The organism is Alcaligenes sp. SORT26 (genome assembly GCF_017377875.1).
Classification (GTDB): Bacteria; Pseudomonadota; Gammaproteobacteria; order Burkholderiales; family Burkholderiaceae_B; genus Alcaligenes; species Alcaligenes parafaecalis.
The window spans coordinates 2,429,005-2,444,226 of sequence record NZ_CP070975.1 but is presented as its reverse complement, the minus strand read 5'-3'; the positions used below and the strand labels follow the sequence as shown (position 1 = coordinate 2,444,226).

Sequence of the window (15,222 nt, the reverse complement as noted above, 5' to 3'; positions counted from 1 at the left end):
GAATACATGGTCAGGTCTTTCTTTAATCTAGGTTCAGGTTTTAATTTTCTTCGACTTGTTTTTTTGCCGTTTTTTTTGTATTTGATATTTTATTTTTCTCGAACTATCCATCTGACGAGTGAATATTACTTTTCTTTTTTTTCTATTGTCTCTGTTTCTTTAATCGGTTTTTTTTTGGCGCGGAGATTCTTTGATCTCTCGCCTGTTTTATTGTTTTTTTCTGTATTTATCCCTTATGTTGCCTGGGCTTTCAGTGTTCAAACTATTCCAGAAAGCGACTATTTAATTTATTACAATGATGCTGTCAGGTTTTTAGACGGAAATTTTTTTCAGGTATGGACAAGCTCTAAGTACCCGTCGAGTTCTATTGTTTATGCATTTGGAATGAAGTTGTTGGGTGTCAGTTATCTGGCTGCTTCTATAACAGCGGCGGCGTGTTGGGCGTTGCAGGCAGTTGTAGTAAGAGCGATTATGCTGGAGCTGGGGCAAAGTGGAAAAATATCTACTTTTATAGCTTTTTTATATGCGCTTTTTCCGTCGATTTTTGTTTATACAGCGGTGGTTTCCAGCGAGGCGACCTATCTTCTTTATATATTCATTTCCCTTTTTGTTTTTCTTCGATTTGTAAAAACAAAAAGCTTGTTTTTCTTGGTTTTTAGTGCTTTTTTTATTGGTTTTGCTTATTACTCCAGGCCTACCTCTGTTTTTTTGATTTTCCCTTTTCTTGTTGGTGTCTTTTTATATTCCGATAGGGCTATTAAGTCCGTTATTTGTTTTTTGATCCCTTTGTTCTTGGTATTTTCTTCGCATGCTCTTTTGAATAGTGCGTACCAGGGGTTTTTTAGTGTCAACTCAAATCACGGCATGGGTGGTTATGTGCTTTTGTTCGGGACTAATAAGAATCATAACGGGCTATATAACACTGATGATGTCGGGTTTGTGCAGGACTTGCGGACTTCGCTAGGGGATGAAGGTAAGGTTGGCGAGGCAGTGAAGAAAGAGATTTATTCTCGGATTTTTGATGATTTTCCAGGATTCGTAAAGTTTTCATATAAGCAGAAAATTAAAACTTTATGGGTTCCTTCGGGCGGGGTGTTCTTTTGGGCCAATAATAACCCAGAGCATAAGGTTGGTCAGGAATATGCTTCTTTGTCCGAGAAAATAAATTCGCATTTATATTACATTCTTCTTATTTTGTTTTTTATTTCTTTAGTGATTTATTTTTTCAAAAAAAGGAATAAAAATAATATAAGAGAATTTTTATATTTTTCTGCCTGTGCTTATGTTTTTCAAATGATTGTCTTCTATTTTGTTTTTGAAGTTCAATCCAGATATGCTTTGTCTATCATGCCATTTATGTTGTTTGCTGTCTCAGCTATTTTATTGAGCTGGAGGTCGGATGAATAGTTTATCTCTTCTACGCCTTATGCGGCCAAAGCAATGGGTCAAGAACTTTTTTGTTTTTGCTCCGTTGGTTTTTTCCGGCATGATGCTATCTTCTGATTCAATAATAAAATCATTATTGGCTTTCTGTTTTTTTTCTTTTGCTGCTTCGTCCGTTTATATTGTTAATGATATCGGCGATGTAGAGAAAGATCGCTTGCATCCAAAAAAACGTTTTCGTCCCTTGGCCAGTGGTGAAGTTTCTGTTTTACAGTCTGTTTTTTTGCTGTTGTTTTGCTATGTTGTAGTCGCTTTTTCTTTGCTCCTGAATTACCAGGTTTTTTTTATTCTTTCTTTTTACATTGTTGTTAATGTCGCGTATACGAAATATCTAAAGCATATTCCCGTTGTTGATATTTTTACCGTTGCGTTGGGATTTGTTCTTAGAGTGTATGCTGGTGCACTGGCGATACAGGTTCCAGTTTCAAACTGGATGTTGATTACCGTATTGTCATTATCCCTTTATTTGGCTGCTGTAAAGAGGGAGCAGGAGCTCAAGAATTCTGGCGGAGTAACCAGAGAGGCATTAAAAAAATATTCAAGTGATTTGGTGCGTAAGTACGTAGAAACAGCGGCTACTTGTACTATCGTTTTTTATAGTATGTTTGTTCTTGAGTCTAAGCCTGATTTGGTTTTAACTGTTCCAATTATCTTGTTCGGTATTTTCAGATATTGGTACATTATTGATTCTTCTGATCAAGGAGAGTCGCCAACCGACGCTGTTATAAATGATAAGCCTATTTTAATGATTGTTATTTCTTGGCTTTCCGTTGTTGTTTATCAGCTTTATTTTTAATTATGACCTACGCATATATATCAACTCCATTTTTAGCATGGCTAGTTGCAGGGGTTTTAAAGTTCCTTATAAATAGTTTGCGAGCTAGGCGTCTTGCTTTTGATTTGGTTGGTTATGGTGGCATGCCTAGCAATCATAGCTCTATTGTTAGTAGCATGGCTGTTCTTGTTTATTTAAAAGAAGGGCTTTCAAGCCCAGCTCTAGGTGTTTCAATAGCCTTAATGTTTATTGTTTTGCTTGATGCTAATAGTCTGCGCAAGCAGATCGAAAAACATGCAATAGCTTTAAACAAACTAGGGGGACTTAACCTTAGAGAAAGAATTGGTCATAGCAAAACGGAGATTATGGCTGGCTGCCTGGTTGGTGCGGGAGTGGCTTTGGTAGTACACCTTTTAGGAATTTAGAATGGGCGTTGCTCAGATTGGTTTGGTTTTGTCCGCTGTTTTATTGAATACCTTCGCGCAGATGCTTTTGAAGGCTGGGACCAATTCTCTTCATATTTTATTTCTCCCTGAAAAAGGGGTTGTTTATTCTATTTTCCGGGCAATATTCAATCCCTTCATAACTGGAGGGTTGGTTTTGTATGTTCTAAGCTTTGGGGTATGGGTTGTTGTGCTCTCCAAGCTAGAGGTCGGTGTTGCCTATCCATTGTTGTCACTAGGATATTTAGTTGGTTTGATATTGGCCTGGCTGTTTTTCGGCGAACTTCTTACCTTTAATAAGCTGGTGGGCGTGCTCTTCTTGATGGTTGGCACCTACTTTATTACTCGCTAATAAAAGTACTTGCCATTTACTAGAGCTACAGGGGAAATGCGTATAGGTATGCGTACAAGGCGCTAACCACCACGCTCTAAAGAATCCCATTTTTATTATTTTTAGTTATAAGCAAATAAAGATGCGTCTCTCCAACAGGTTTAAGCTTCAGTTTTCGCCTGTTTCACGAGATCTTTATGTTTTCCCGTTATTTAGCCCCCAGCCTTCTTGCCCTCTCTGTTTCCTTCTCCGCACAGGCTGCCGAGCAAGCGCTGGAGATCGGCTATTTGCCCATCATGCCTGCTGCTCAATTGTTCGTGGGCTTAGGATCGGGTGACTTACTGCCTGAAGGGCAGCCGGATCCCAAGCTGGTTCAGTTTCAAAGCGGCCCAGCGCTGACCCAGGCCTTGATTGCTGGTCAGTTGGATGTGGCTTACGTTGGTATTGGCCCCGCTCTGGTGGCCAAGGCCAAGGAAGCAGACGTCAAGGTGGTGGCCTCCAATATTGTGGAGCAGGTCAGCGTGGTGGCAATTGGTGATCTGTCCAGCTACCTGGATGCAGACAAGCCGGATTTCGCTGCTGCTGTCGCTAAATTCACTCAGGAAAAAGGGCATAAACCCAAGGTTGCCAGCTACCCCAAAGGAGCGGTGCCTGAGGCTGCCTTGCAATACTGGTTGCGCAATATGTTGAAGGTCGACCCAGGCGTGGTCGAAGTGATTTATCAGGGCGAGGCTCAGATTCAGCAGGCCTTGAGCAACCATGCTGTGGATGCTGCAGCTATTCTGGAACCTACGGTTAGCCAGATTCTGCAACGCCAGCCTGATGCCAAAATCGTGGCGCATGGTGGTGAGCTGTTTCCTAATGAGCCTGGCTCGGTGCTGCTGGTACGTGAAGGTCTGATCAAATCCAATCCTGATCTGGTTCAGCATTTGGTGAATGCTCACCTGCGTGCCACTGCTATGCTGCGCGATGAGCCTGCCAAGGCTACGCCGTATGTACAGAAGTACGTAGGCGGTGGTCGCTTGCCCAAGGATATTGTGCAGGCTGCTATCGAGCGTTCACGTGATCAGTTCCAGCCTGACCCCCGCAAGATTATTGATGGCACGGTTCAGTTGCAGGACTTTCAGGTTTCTTTAGGCACGCTGGCGACCAAGCTGGATGATGTTCAAAGCCTGTTTGACGTTCGCTTTTATGAGAAGGCAGCACCGTAATGAGCGTTGCGAAACAAGCAAGTTTGCCCGCCGCAGCACCTGCACCTGCGGGTGCCTTGGTTGATGCCTTATGGCGTCGTGGTCTGGAGCGGATTGTTTATGGTGTGGCTGGTCTGGCCTTGTTTATCCTGGTGTGGCGACTGGCTTATGTCTATGGCTGGGCTCCGCGCGGTACCTTGCCAGATCCTTTAAGTCTGCCGTCTGCCTTGTTTCAGGAAATCGAGGCTGGTCGTCTCTGGCCTGCCGCTCAATCCAGTCTGGTGCATTATTTCTGGGGCCTGGGTATCGGGACGATTCTGGGCATTGTCTTTGGTCTTGCCGCGGCAACCATTCATCGTTTTGATTTGCTGCAAGCCTATTTGGTGCGTTTGCTGCGTCCTATCCCGCCTTTGGCGTGGGTGGTGTTTGCCATTGCCTGGTTCAAGGTTAGCCATACCGGCGCGGCCTTTGTGATTGCAATTGGTGTGTTCTGGTTGAACTACTTTGCAACGTATAGCGCTGTGCGTTCGGTGGATCCACGTTATTACGAGTTGGCCGCAGCCTTTGGGCATAACTCGTACTTCTCACGTGCCTGGACTGTGGTTCTGCCTGCGATCAGCCCCGGTTTGCTGAGTGGCGTACGTGCGGGTATTGGGCAGGCCTGGATGACCCTGATTGCCGCCGAGCTCTTGGGGGTGCCTGGCATGGGTCAGGAAATGAATGCGGCTGCCGGGGTTGGCGCCTATGACGCGGTCGTGGTCTATATGTTGATCATCTCGGTGGTTTATACCGTGTGCGACATGCTTTTTCTGACTTTCAATAAATGGGTACTTCAGTGGCAGCCTTGATTCAGTTTCAGGGGTTTGGTTTTCAATACCCCGGTGCACCTGCACCTGTGATCCGTGATGTGAATCTGGATGTTCAGGCAGGGCATTTTGTGGCCATTGTGGGCGGCTCGGGGGTAGGCAAGAGCACCTTGTTGCGTGCGGCAGCCGGTTTGAGCCAGCCCAGCTTCGGCCATTTGCGATCCAACCTGCAAGATAGCCCTGGCCGTCGGGCGAATGCCTTTGTGTTTCAGGACAGTCGCTTGTTGCCCTGGCGTCGTATTGCCTCCAACGTGGCGTATGGCCTGGAAGGTTTGGGTCTGTCGCGTCAGGAACTGGATCAGCGTGTTGATGCGGCCCTGAATCAGGTAGGCCTGGCGCACTTGAAAGATCGTTGGCCACATCAGTTGTCGGGTGGTCAGGTGCAGCGAGTCGGTATTGCCCGGGCCTTAGCCGTGCAGCCGGATTTGCTTTTGATGGACGAGCCCTTTTCTGCCGTGGATGCTTTGACACGTCAGGCCTTGCAGGATGAGCTGGTTCAGGTTTGGCAGCGTAGTTCGGCCGCAGTGCTGTTCGTGACACACGATATTGATGAAGCGGTGTTTTTGGCTGATACCGTCATCGTATTAGGGGGGAGTCCGGCTGGCGTCAGTGCCCGGATCGAGATCGATTTGCCACGCCCCAGAGATCGTAATACTGCCCGTTTCGGGGACTTGGTCAAAGAGCTCGGCCAAGCCTTGTAATTTCAGCCTGATCGAGAGTGGATTCGATCCTGAGCACTCTCGTTGGCGACTTCTTTTCAAGCTCAGACCTTAGAGCCCTTTAGAAAAATATGCTGCCTCTGGCCTGAGCGCCTCAGGGGCCGGGTCTTGCGCACAAAAAATAGACTGCTTGACCTTCCTGTAAGGGGAAGCCTGAGACTGGCGTTTTCAGTCTGGCAACGAGCGTGCAGTTCGTTGCTTTGAAAGGGTTCAATCATGCAGTCAGAGAAATTGACGCCTCGCCAGGAAAGCGGTTCGTACCTTGTTGCGTTTGTCTTCATTGTGACGATGGTGGCAGCGGCGAGCTTTTGGGATGACCGTGAAATAGTCTTGCCAGAAATTGCGGCGATGGCCGTAGCTTTGTTGGCGTATCGCGAGCAAAACTGGATGCGTCACCCGGAGAAGATTTTTCTTTGGCCTACGGTCACGGCCCTGCTGGGCTTTGGGATCAACTTGCTGGCTATTCCCTTTGCGCTCAAGTTGGCATTTGTGTTGGTGGCGATGCTGTTGTTCTTTGCCTTGTTTCGCTACAGCCTGGCCCCGGCTCTGGCGACGGGTTTTTTGCCCGTGGTCACCAATGCGATAGAGTACTCGTTTGTGGCTGCTATCCTGCTCAGCACGTTCTTGCTGATGCTGGCCGTGGTGTTGGGAAAGTTGCGCCGTACAGCGGATCGCACCAGTGTCGTTCAAACGTCGATCTTGTGGGTGTATGGGGCGATTGTTTTAGCCAGTATGGGGATTGCTGCGGCCCTGGGTTATATCCAGTTGGCGGTGTTGCCACCGGTCGCCGTAGTGGTGTACGAGTCTTTGCATATGAAGATGTATTCCTGGCGGATGGTCCTTAAGCAAACTGTCGTGCTGACTTTGTCTGCAGCAATCGGCGTGACGTTATTTTTGTTGATCTCGAATTGGATCTGGGTAGTCGTAATCGACATGCTGCTGATGTGGGGCTTATTACGTGTGTTCAAGATGCGCATGCCCGCCGTGTATGCATTTCCTTTGCTTGCCTATGTGTTCCCGCCGCAGTCATTGACTTTGCTGCCTGTGGCCGCCCTCTTGGTCTCGGGCTTCTCCTTAAGTGCCGTTCTCCTCTTTCATCAGCGCAAGAGGGTGGCTTAGGCTTGCCGTCCAGTGTAAAGCGTTCCCTGTTCACCTTGTGTAGTAGCAGGATCGCTTTACACTGTTCATTTGACGCCTAAGCACATAAGAGGGGAAGACATGAATCATCCAGTCAATGCGTTCAAGCAGGCTTTGCGGCAGGGCAAGTCTCAGATTGGTTTGTGGCACGGTTTGGCCAGCCCATACGTGGCTGATTTATGTGCCGGTCTGGGCTATGACTGGATCTTGCTGGATGGCGAGCATGTTCCCAATACGGTACAGACCTTGCTGGCGCAGTTGCAGGCCGTATCCGCTCATCCCATCGCGCCGATTGTGCGTCCTAGCTGGAACGACCCTGTGCAGATCAAGCTGCTGCTGGATATGGGGGCTCAGAATCTGTTGATTCCTATGGTGCAAAACGCTGAACAGGCTAAAGCGGCTGTTGCTGCGACACGTTATCCTCCGCAGGGTATTCGAGGGGTAGGTGCAGCTCTGGCTCGTGCTGCTCGTTGGGGAGCGACCACGGATTATGTGGCGCGAGCTAACCAGGAAATGTGCGTGATTTGCCAGGTGGAAACTCGTGAGGCGCTGGATAACCTGGACGAAATTCTGGCGGTGGAGGGTGTGGATGGTGTTTTCATTGGCCCGGCGGATTTGGCGGCCAGCATGGGGTATTTGACCGAACCAGGGCATCCAGATGTCTTGTCAGCCATCGAGGATGCGATTGTGCGTATCAGCAAGGCGGGTAAAGCCCCTGGAATCCTGCAGTCGAATGTCGAGGCAGCGCATCACTATCAGTCCTTAGGCGCCTTGTTTGTGGCCGTAGGCGTAGATGCAGTGTTGTTGCGGCAGGCGGCAACGGCTTTGCTGGGTCAGTTCAAGGACGAGGTTGAGGTGCCAATTGCTCAGCCCGGCGCAGCTTACTAAAGCTTGTTTGATCGCTTGGCATTTTGTGAGTAGCTGTTCTGCCTCTGCTGTCTTGTAAAGATCGGGCCTGTTTATAAGACGATATGACCTTGGCCGGTGCTACGGCCAAGGTCCGCTTTCTCAAGCGCCGCTATCGAGCAGAAAGCTCAGCAAGCTTTCTGCGCTCGGTTGAAGGTCGCTGCGGCGGCGCACACCGATCAGAATTTCTCGCTGGCTCCATTCTTCGTCCAGCTCAATCACGCGGGTATTCGGAATCTGATAAATGCTGGCGCTCTTGCGCGGCAAGATGCCAATACCCATGCCTGCATTAATCAACAAACACATGGCGTCGTAGCCTGATACTTCGGTGCGGATGCGCACGGAGCGGTTGGCTTCCATGGCGATTTTGGTGATCTGGTAATGCAACTGAGTGCCTGTGAGTAGCGTGATCTGCTCATGCTCCAGGGTTTGCTCAAAATGGACTTTCTCGTGTTGAGCCAAGGGATGATTGAGAGGCACCAGCACAACCAGCTTGTCACTGCGAAACGGGTAGGCTTCGATGTCCGCTGCATAGGGCAGGCGAGTAAAGACACCCAGGTCGGCTTTGCCCTCGGCCAGGGCACGAATAATGTCCAGGCTAGTCTGTTCTTCCAGTTGCAGGGGAATGGCTGGGTGCAAACGCCCAAACTCACCCAGCGGCTCGGCCAGAAACTGAGAAATAGCCGATGTGTTGGCCAGGATATGCACCAGGCCTTGCTGACCTTGTGAGAACGCTTGAAGGCGCGTTTCGATCTCTTGCGCGCTATTGAGCAATGCACGAGAGCGGTACAGCAGTTCCAGGCCTGCTGCAGTCGGGCTGACACCTTTGTTCGTACGTAGCAGCAAGGTGGTATTCAAAGACTGTTCCAGATCCGCAATCCGGCGGCTGACTGCCGCGGCAGCAATGTGCTCACGCTCAGCCGCCTGGCTGATCGTGCCTTCTTCCAGGATGCGGACAAACAGTTTGAGGGTCAGAAGGTCCAATTTCATGCAGGCATCATATCGCTTTTTTTTGCTTATCTGCACATGGGGTGCCTGTGACAGCTAAGAGCGTCGTCGTCCTAAGCTATATGGCTACTTCGTGTCGCGTCTACTCTTATGCCCATATGGATGTAATGGCAAAAGGTGTCATCAGCCTGTATCGAGAACGAACAGCCATCCGTGGTTTGGTATTTGTTTATAAGCCGGTACAACTGCATTTTTTACCCTAAGCTTTGATGAGGCCCAGGCATAAAAAAAGCCCTGCCGACATAGGGTCGGCAGGGCTGTGTACTGCTAAGCCTGTTTGATTAGGCTTGTGGCTTGGCACCCGACAGGATGTGGCCAGCGTTAGGTACGCGGGTTTCCAGACCCAGGGTCTTGAGCATTTGGTACACGGTGCAAACAGCGGCGGACAGAACGGGCTTGCCGATCTGATCTTGAGCGCGCTGGATAGCGGGCAGGGAAGGCATCTGTACGCAAGCGGACAGGATGACAGCGTCCACGCCGTCGTGGTTCAGGCGCTTGACGTGTTCCAGCAGATTTTCCGGGTTTAGCAGACCCACTTCCAGGTTGTCCGACACTTCCAGGCTGATGGAGTCTTGAACTTCGATGCCTTCGGCTTCGATGTAGTCAGCCACGCGCTTGGTCAGCGGCTTCATGTAAGGGGTGATGATGGAGACTTTCTTGTAGCCGAATTCTTTCAGCGTATCGACCAGGGCACCGGCCGAGCTCAACACAGGAATTTCCACGCCGTTTTCTTTAACGGTGTTTTGCAGACGGGCTTGCGAGACGCGGTGGTAACCGTCGCCTTGGGCCATGATGGCGACCAGGCAAGCGTAGGCCATCACGCTCATGCGGGCGTCGCTCAGTTCAACCGCGCAGCGGTCGCTGGCGATGTCCATGGCTTTCAACTCTTCGGGGTTCACGTGCATCATGCGCATGCGCGAGGAGTGGAAAGTGAAGCGCTCTTCAGGAAACTCAGCGTAACGAGCCTGCAACATGGCAGGAATCTCGGTTTCCATGGTGGTGTTGGAACTAGGAACGATCTGACCGATGCGGTAGGTTTTCATAAGTATCTGTCTCTGAAGGTGGTTTTTAGATTGACGCCTTCATTCTAGGACCCGTTTTCTTCCTTGCAAATCAATCATCTGTCAACGTGCCATCGCCAACGGCGATGGCAAGAGCAGGGTGATCAGGAGCGCCCGGATTGCCAGCGCCAGGCGTCGTCGCACATTTCCTGGATGCCTTTTTATCAGCGGCTGTTGGCTGCATGGCACCTTTCAAAGGGGGACTGATGCAGGTTGGTTTTTAGTCGATGCGCTTCAACGCTGTTTTGTAGTGACTACCGCGTTCTGCGTAGACACTGGCGTTTTGGCGCAGCTTGGCAATGTCTTCGTCGCTTAACGTGCGTACAGCTTTGGCTGGCGAGCCGATGATCAAACTGCGCTCCGGGAAGACCTTGCCTTCAGTGACCAGGGCACCTGCACCGACCAGGCTGTCGCGGCCGATGACAGCGCCATTCAGGACCACAGCCTGAATGCCGATCAGGGAGCCCTCACCCACAGTACAGCCGTGCAGCATGGCCTGATGGCCGATGGTGACGTGGTCGCCAATATTCAGTGGGTAGCCCGGGTCGGTATGCAGGACTGCTCCTTCCTGGACGTTTGAGCCCACGCCCACGGTGATGGTTTCGTTATCACCACGGATGACTGCACCGGGCCAGACGCTGCTTTGTTCTTTCAGTACGACTTTGCCAATCAGGGTGGCCTCTGTGGCAACAAAGCTGTTGTCGTCGATCTGGGGAAAGTGATTGTCGAGTTGATAAATAGGCATGGGGATTATCTTCAGATCAGGGTTGGAAAAGGGATGCAGAGTACAACCAGCTTGGATAGGACTCGCTAAGTTGGGTATAGGGCAACGTGGTGTTTTTTGAGCAAAGCGAGTGGTGCTGAGAGTACTGAAACGAAGGTAGTACCGTTCCTACTGTTGCATCGTTGATAATTTGGGTCAGGCAGAAAAACGGTTGCTGATTCAAGCGATCCGTTAAATCTTGGTTGCGATAGTAGATATAGCCTGGGACGTCGCCTAAGACCTCTTTGGGAGCAGAGGGGGCGAACATGTAGTCGTTAGCAGTTAGCCCTGTTCGAATAAAAAAATCGTCCGGAAATACATTGGCCTGATGAAAAAAACGAGTCAAGGCTGGCTTATGGTCGCCGACCAGAAGAATTAAAGTATCCGGGTGGCTTGCAATCAGCTTGCTGGCGAAATTGGCTGTTTCCTGCAGGCTTTGTGTCAATCTTTCACCGTAAACGTGCTCCCCGTCGTCCCCTTCATGAGATTCATATCCCCCATGGGTGTAAAGGGTCGTCATAAACTGAAAATGTGACCCATTTTTATTTTGAAAATCTTCTACTGCCGCATCAAATAGAATGTAGTCTCTGGCCAAAGTTGGACCGTCGTAGTTCATATCTTCAATAGAAATGAACTGTTGGAATCCCAGCTTTGGATTAATGATATGACGATTCCAGAAGTTGCGAGAGAAGTTGTGGAGCGAGGTGGTGGTGTAGCCAGCTAGCTGAAGGTTACGAGGCCAGGCCCATGCTTTGGATGATAGTAGCTGGGTGTATTCCTGGTAAATCACACCATTTAGAGCTCCATTGGCAGGAAGGCCCGTTAAGAGTTCAAAGGCGGAATTGACAGTGCCTCCACCATAAACAGGGGAAATCGCCCGGAAAGGTTGAAAACCTATATCTGTTAACGGTGTAAAGGCTGATTTGAAGTGTTGCTCGTCGTGCCAACAGGCCTCACATAGGATGAGGATGATGTTTGCAGGTTGTTCAACAGTTGTTGTTTTCGAGGATGTTAAGAGGTCAAACTCAGATCGCTCTTCGGCTGAGGGAGGCGAAGGTATACGACGTTGACTGGTTTGAATAAGGTGAGTTAGTAAACCATTTTTACGGATATTGAGCGGCCAGTCCCACATGTAGTATTGAACATCTTGGCGGATGAGCTCAAAGCGCGCAACACGACTGACGTGATTGTCGAGCTTGTCCAGGTAAGGGTGCAAGGAAATGACGCTAAACAAGGCCCCCAGGATAATTCCGCTTTTTTTTAGGCGTTTGCTCGGGTCGATGCGAGTTAAAACGAAAATCACTCCAATAGCCAGCAGAACATAGAGGACATGGTGATAGCTGATGTAGTGAGGAATAATCGACCAATTGTCGGTCTGGGAAAGGTCCGTCCATGAAAGCGGCGCAGTTGTCAGAGCTTGTTTTGTATTGCTGACTTTCGTGAGTAGGAATGTGGCACCAGCCGTGAGTGTGCCAGCCGCTACGCTTGGCAGTAAAACTCTCGAAAAGAAATAGAGTGCAAAAAGAGGGGTTATGGAGAGGGTCACAGCTAGCCAGCGGTGTTTCTCCATGAAATCCAGAAATAGAAAATCCAGATGGTATTGCAAAAGGTAGTACTGGAAATATCCCAGCGCGATAACAACAGCCAAATCGATGAGTCGTGTTCTTATCATGTAGTAAGCAAACAGCCCGGCTTGAAAGCCGGGCTGTTGTTAAATAAATTCAGGAAGGTTCGAGCTTAGCTTGTTTCCCCGAACAAGTCATATTCACTTGAATCTGTAATGCGCACACGCACCATTTGGCCGGGTTCCAGTTTTTGTTCGCTGGTGATGAAGACGTTGCCGTCAATTTCCGGGGCATCGGCGGCGGAGCGGCCAACGGCATCGCCGTCTTCGTCGATTTCATCAATCAGCACGTCGACTTCCCGGCCTACTTTGGCGGCCAGACGGGCAGAGGAAATGGCTTGCTGATGTTCCATGAAGCGTTCCCAACGCTCTTGTTTGACTTCGTCGGGGACGATGCCATCCAGTTTGTTGGCGGGGGCGCCTTCCACGGGGGAGTACTGGAAGCAACCGACGCGATCCAGTTGGGCTTCGCTCATCCAGTCCAGCAGGTATTTGAAGTCGTCTTCAGTTTCGCCGGGGAAACCGACGATAAAGGTAGAGCGGATGGTCAGATCGGGGCAATCCTCGCGCCATTGTTTAACGCGTGACAGGGTGCGGTCTTCAAAGGCTGGGCGCTTCATGGCGCGCAGCACGGAAGGGCTGGCGTGCTGGAACGGAATATCCAGGTAAGGCAGCACTTTGCCTTCGGCCATCAGCGGAATGATGTTGTCCACGTGAGGGTAAGGGTAGACGTAATGCAGACGCACCCAGGCACCTAGTTCGGATAGGGCAGCACTCAAGTCCAGCATGCTGCTCTTGACGGGGCGGCCATTCCAGAAGCCGGTACGCTGGCGGATGTCCACGCCGTAGGCGCTGGTGTCCTGAGAGATCACCAGCAGCTCTTTGACACCGGCCTTGACCAGACGCTCGGCCTCGCCCAGAACGTCGCCTACAGGGCGGCTGACGAGCTTGCCGCGCATGGACGGGATAATACAGAAGCTGCAACTGTGGTTACAGCCTTCGGAAATCTTCAGGTAAGCGTAGTGGCGCGGAGTCAGCTTGATGCCTTGTGGGGGCACCAGATCAATATAAGGATTGTGATCCAGCGAGGGCGGGGCGGCTTCGCGCACCGCACGCAGCACTTGCTCGTATTGTTGGGGGCCACTGACGGACAGCACCGAAGGGTGAACCTCACGGATCAGGCCTTCGTCCACACCCATACAGCCGGTGACGATAACGCGGCCGTTTTCAGCCAGCGCTTCGCCAATCGCTTCCAGCGATTCAGCCTTGGCGCTGTCGATAAAACCACAGGTATTGACCACGACCACGTCAGCATTGTCGTAGCTGGGGGTGATTTGATAGCCGTCAGTACGCAGTTGGGTAAGAATTCGTTCGGAATCGACCAGGGCCTTGGGACAACCCAGGCTCACGAATCCGACTTTGGGGGCGCTCATAGAGGGTCCTTCTGGAGCTTGAGGGCTCGAAATTGGGAAATAGGCTTGATTTTACCGTCCCATGCCCGGATGCGTACGGATCTTGTGCGTTTGGGCCCGGTTTATGCGGTAAATAGTGCTACAGTCGCAGTCATATTTTTCTTTTCTAGCGGTTGTCCTGTGTCCGACACACATCTTTCCCCCTCCTTGCCCCTGTCCGAAGTCATGCTGTTGAGCGCGCGCAATATTGAAGGCGTGTTGGCAGGCAAATCCCTGACTGAAAGTTTGGCGGCAACGCCAGCCTCTGCCCGTGGGGCGGTGCAATCGATCAGCTTCCATGTTTTGCGCCGTCTGGGCCATGCTCGTCAGATCCGTATCACGCTGGTGCCCCGTCAGCCCAGCAATACCTGGCTGGATGCCTTGCTGATGGTGTCGCTGGCCTTGCTGGATACCGCCATGCGTGTGCAAGAGGATGCCAAGGCCTTTGAGGATCGCCCGGATGTGCCGGTGTACGCCGTGCATACTGTGGTGGATCAGGCAGTGCGGGCGGCAGATAGCCAGGCAGCCTTGCGTTTGTCCAAGGGCCTGGTCAACGGGGTGCTGCGTCGCTTTACCCGCGAACGCAAGATGATTTTGTCCCAAGTGGAAAGCCGCCCAGAAGCGCGTTGGAACCACCCAGGTTGGTGGGTCAAGGAATTGCGCCGTGCGTACCCGCGTGATTGGGAAGCGCTGCTGCAAGCTGCGAATCGCCCCGGTCCTTTGACCTTGCGTGTTAACCAGCGTCGTTGCTCGGTGGAGCGTCTGCAGGCGGTGCTGACGGAGGCCGGTATCGCGTCCAGCAGCCCGGGAGCCGGTGCGGTCACTTTGGACAAAGCGATGCCTGTGCAGGCGATTCCTGGCTTTGATCTGGGTTGGTGGTCGGTGCAGGATTGGTCGGCTCAACAAGCGGGGCTGCTGTTGCCCGTTAAAGATGGCATGCGCGTTCTGGATGCGTGTGCCGCTCCGGGTGGCAAGACGGCTCATCTGCTGGAACAGGCAGATTTGTCTGTGCTGGCGCTGGATTCGGACGCTGAGCGTCTGGAGCGTGTTGGCCACAACCTGCGTCGTCTAGGCCTGGAAAGCGATAAGGTTCAGCTCAAGCGTGGTGATGCTGCTCGTCCTGCGCAGTGGTGGGATGGTCAGCCTTTCGATGCGATCCTGGCTGATGTGCCTTGCACCGCCTCGGGGATTGTGCGTCGCCACCCTGATATTCGCTGGCTGCGCCGCGAGTCGGACATTGCCGATACCGCGCGTTTGCAAAGCTCTATACTGGATGCCTTGTGGTCCACATTGCGACCCGGCGGGCACTTCCTGTATTCGACCTGCTCGATTTTCCCTGCAGAAGGGCAGGAACAGGTCGAGGCGTTTTTGGCCCGTCACCCGGAAGCCCAGCTTCTGGATTCTCCTGGCCAGATTTTGCCCGGTGTTGCCGGACGATCGCTGGCAGATGGCGACGGTTTTTTCTACGCCTTATTTACGCGCCCGGTTTGACTTGTCACAATTAG

15 protein-coding genes are annotated in these 15,222 nt (G+C 51.1%); 10 read left to right on the top strand and 5 right to left on the bottom strand.

Going from position 1 to position 15,222, the window contains the following annotated elements:
* The first annotated feature begins 6 nt into the window (after nt 1-6).
* The 9 genes from JYG33_RS11280 (at nt 7) to hpaI (ending at nt 7,792) form a co-directional block, all read left to right on the top strand.
* Complete coding sequence (locus JYG33_RS11280) at nt 7-1,407, top strand: glycosyltransferase family 39 protein (protein ID WP_207872340.1); 1,401 nt, start codon at nt 7-9, stop codon at nt 1,405-1,407.
* Nucleotides 1,400-2,239 carry a decaprenyl-phosphate phosphoribosyltransferase gene (locus tag JYG33_RS11275; RefSeq protein ID WP_207872339.1) on the top strand — a complete coding sequence of 280 codons (840 nt, stop codon included), beginning with the start codon at nt 1,400-1,402 and terminating at the stop codon, nt 2,237-2,239. Before JYG33_RS11280 ends, JYG33_RS11275 begins: the two co-directional genes overlap by 8 nt.
* Nucleotides 2,203-2,643: a divergent PAP2 family protein gene (locus tag JYG33_RS11270; RefSeq protein ID WP_243430156.1), complete on the top strand. Its 441-nt coding sequence runs from the start codon at nt 2,203-2,205 to the stop codon at nt 2,641-2,643. Before JYG33_RS11275 ends, JYG33_RS11270 begins: the two co-directional genes overlap by 37 nt.
* Before the next feature lies 1 nt (nt 2,644).
* A complete protein-coding gene (locus JYG33_RS11265) occupies nt 2,645-3,013 on the top strand; it encodes a 4-amino-4-deoxy-L-arabinose transferase (RefSeq protein WP_207872338.1) in 369 nt (122 codons plus the stop codon).
* Between the two features lie 176 nt (nt 3,014-3,189).
* Nucleotides 3,190-4,203: an ABC transporter substrate-binding protein gene (locus JYG33_RS11260; RefSeq protein ID WP_207872337.1), complete on the top strand. Its 1,014-nt coding sequence runs from the start codon at nt 3,190-3,192 to the stop codon at nt 4,201-4,203.
* Nucleotides 4,203-5,030 carry an ABC transporter permease subunit gene (locus JYG33_RS11255; protein WP_243430155.1) on the top strand — a complete coding sequence of 276 codons (828 nt, stop codon included), beginning with the start codon at nt 4,203-4,205 and terminating at the stop codon, nt 5,028-5,030. Before JYG33_RS11260 ends, JYG33_RS11255 begins: the two co-directional genes overlap by 1 nt.
* Nucleotides 5,006-5,749, top strand: a complete 744-nt coding sequence (locus tag JYG33_RS11250) for an ABC transporter ATP-binding protein (protein ID WP_243430154.1) — start codon at nt 5,006-5,008, stop codon at nt 5,747-5,749. Before JYG33_RS11255 ends, JYG33_RS11250 begins: the two co-directional genes overlap by 25 nt.
* 234 nt (nt 5,750-5,983) lie before the next feature.
* Nucleotides 5,984-6,886, top strand: a complete 903-nt coding sequence (locus tag JYG33_RS11245; protein WP_207872336.1) for a hypothetical protein — start codon at nt 5,984-5,986, stop codon at nt 6,884-6,886.
* Between the two features lie 99 nt (nt 6,887-6,985).
* Nucleotides 6,986-7,792, top strand: coding sequence for a 4-hydroxy-2-oxoheptanedioate aldolase (hpaI, locus tag JYG33_RS11240; RefSeq protein WP_207872335.1), 807 nt, complete (start codon nt 6,986-6,988; stop codon nt 7,790-7,792).
* 120 nt (nt 7,793-7,912) lie between these two features.
* Here the strand turns inward: hpaI and JYG33_RS11235 are convergent, their stop codons facing one another.
* The 5 genes from JYG33_RS11235 to rimO form a co-directional block, all read right to left on the bottom strand.
* Nucleotides 7,913-8,800, bottom strand: a complete 888-nt coding sequence (locus JYG33_RS11235; RefSeq protein WP_207872334.1) for a LysR substrate-binding domain-containing protein — start codon at nt 8,798-8,800, stop codon at nt 7,913-7,915.
* 299 nt (nt 8,801-9,099) lie between these two features.
* Nucleotides 9,100-9,861 (bottom strand): aspartate/glutamate racemase family protein, encoded by a 762-nt coding sequence (locus JYG33_RS11230; protein WP_042486802.1) that lies wholly within the window; start codon nt 9,859-9,861, stop codon nt 9,100-9,102.
* 238 nt (nt 9,862-10,099) lie between these two features.
* The gene (locus JYG33_RS11225; RefSeq protein WP_207872333.1) at nt 10,100-10,624 is read right to left on the bottom strand and encodes a gamma carbonic anhydrase family protein; all 525 of its coding nucleotides are present in this window, start codon (nt 10,622-10,624) and stop codon (nt 10,100-10,102) included.
* 16 nt (nt 10,625-10,640) lie between these two features.
* A complete protein-coding gene (locus JYG33_RS11220; RefSeq protein ID WP_207872332.1) occupies nt 10,641-12,290 on the bottom strand; it encodes a sulfatase-like hydrolase/transferase in 1,650 nt (549 codons plus the stop codon).
* A gap of 89 nt (nt 12,291-12,379) precedes the next feature.
* The gene (rimO, locus tag JYG33_RS11215) at nt 12,380-13,699 is read right to left on the bottom strand and encodes a 30S ribosomal protein S12 methylthiotransferase RimO (protein ID WP_207872331.1); all 1,320 of its coding nucleotides are present in this window, start codon (nt 13,697-13,699) and stop codon (nt 12,380-12,382) included.
* A gap of 204 nt (nt 13,700-13,903) precedes the next feature.
* Between rimO and rsmB the strand changes: the two genes are divergently transcribed.
* Nucleotides 13,904-15,208: a 16S rRNA (cytosine(967)-C(5))-methyltransferase RsmB gene (rsmB, locus tag JYG33_RS11210; protein ID WP_207875825.1), complete on the top strand. Its 1,305-nt coding sequence runs from the start codon at nt 13,904-13,906 to the stop codon at nt 15,206-15,208.
* Nucleotides 15,209-15,222: the final 14 nt, after the last annotated feature.

Excerpts from the sequence above, each read along its gene's own strand:
- JYG33_RS11255 (WP_243430155.1), top strand. The coding sequence starts at position 4,203 with ATGAGCGTTGCGAAACAAGCAAGTTTGCCCGCCGCAGCACCTGCACCT.
- JYG33_RS11225 (WP_207872333.1), bottom strand. The coding sequence starts at position 10,624 with ATGCCTATTTATCAACTCGACAATCACTTTCCCCAGATCGACGACAAC.
- rsmB (WP_207875825.1), top strand. The coding sequence starts at position 13,904 with ATGCTGTTGAGCGCGCGCAATATTGAAGGCGTGTTGGCAGGCAAATCC.
- JYG33_RS11230 (WP_042486802.1), bottom strand. The coding sequence starts at position 9,861 with ATGAAAACCTACCGCATCGGTCAGATCGTTCCTAGTTCCAACACCACC.
- JYG33_RS11275 (WP_207872339.1), top strand. The coding sequence starts at position 1,400 with ATGAATAGTTTATCTCTTCTACGCCTTATGCGGCCAAAGCAATGGGTC.
- hpaI (WP_207872335.1), top strand. The coding sequence starts at position 6,986 with ATGAATCATCCAGTCAATGCGTTCAAGCAGGCTTTGCGGCAGGGCAAG.
- JYG33_RS11265 (WP_207872338.1), top strand. The coding sequence starts at position 2,645 with ATGGGCGTTGCTCAGATTGGTTTGGTTTTGTCCGCTGTTTTATTGAAT.
- JYG33_RS11260 (WP_207872337.1), top strand. The coding sequence starts at position 3,190 with ATGTTTTCCCGTTATTTAGCCCCCAGCCTTCTTGCCCTCTCTGTTTCC.
- JYG33_RS11235 (WP_207872334.1), bottom strand. The coding sequence starts at position 8,800 with ATGAAATTGGACCTTCTGACCCTCAAACTGTTTGTCCGCATCCTGGAA.
- JYG33_RS11250 (WP_243430154.1), top strand. The coding sequence starts at position 5,006 with ATGGGTACTTCAGTGGCAGCCTTGATTCAGTTTCAGGGGTTTGGTTTT.
- rimO (WP_207872331.1), bottom strand. The coding sequence starts at position 13,699 with ATGAGCGCCCCCAAAGTCGGATTCGTGAGCCTGGGTTGTCCCAAGGCC.
- JYG33_RS11280 (WP_207872340.1), top strand. The coding sequence starts at position 7 with ATGGTCAGGTCTTTCTTTAATCTAGGTTCAGGTTTTAATTTTCTTCGA.
- JYG33_RS11245 (WP_207872336.1), top strand. The coding sequence starts at position 5,984 with ATGCAGTCAGAGAAATTGACGCCTCGCCAGGAAAGCGGTTCGTACCTT.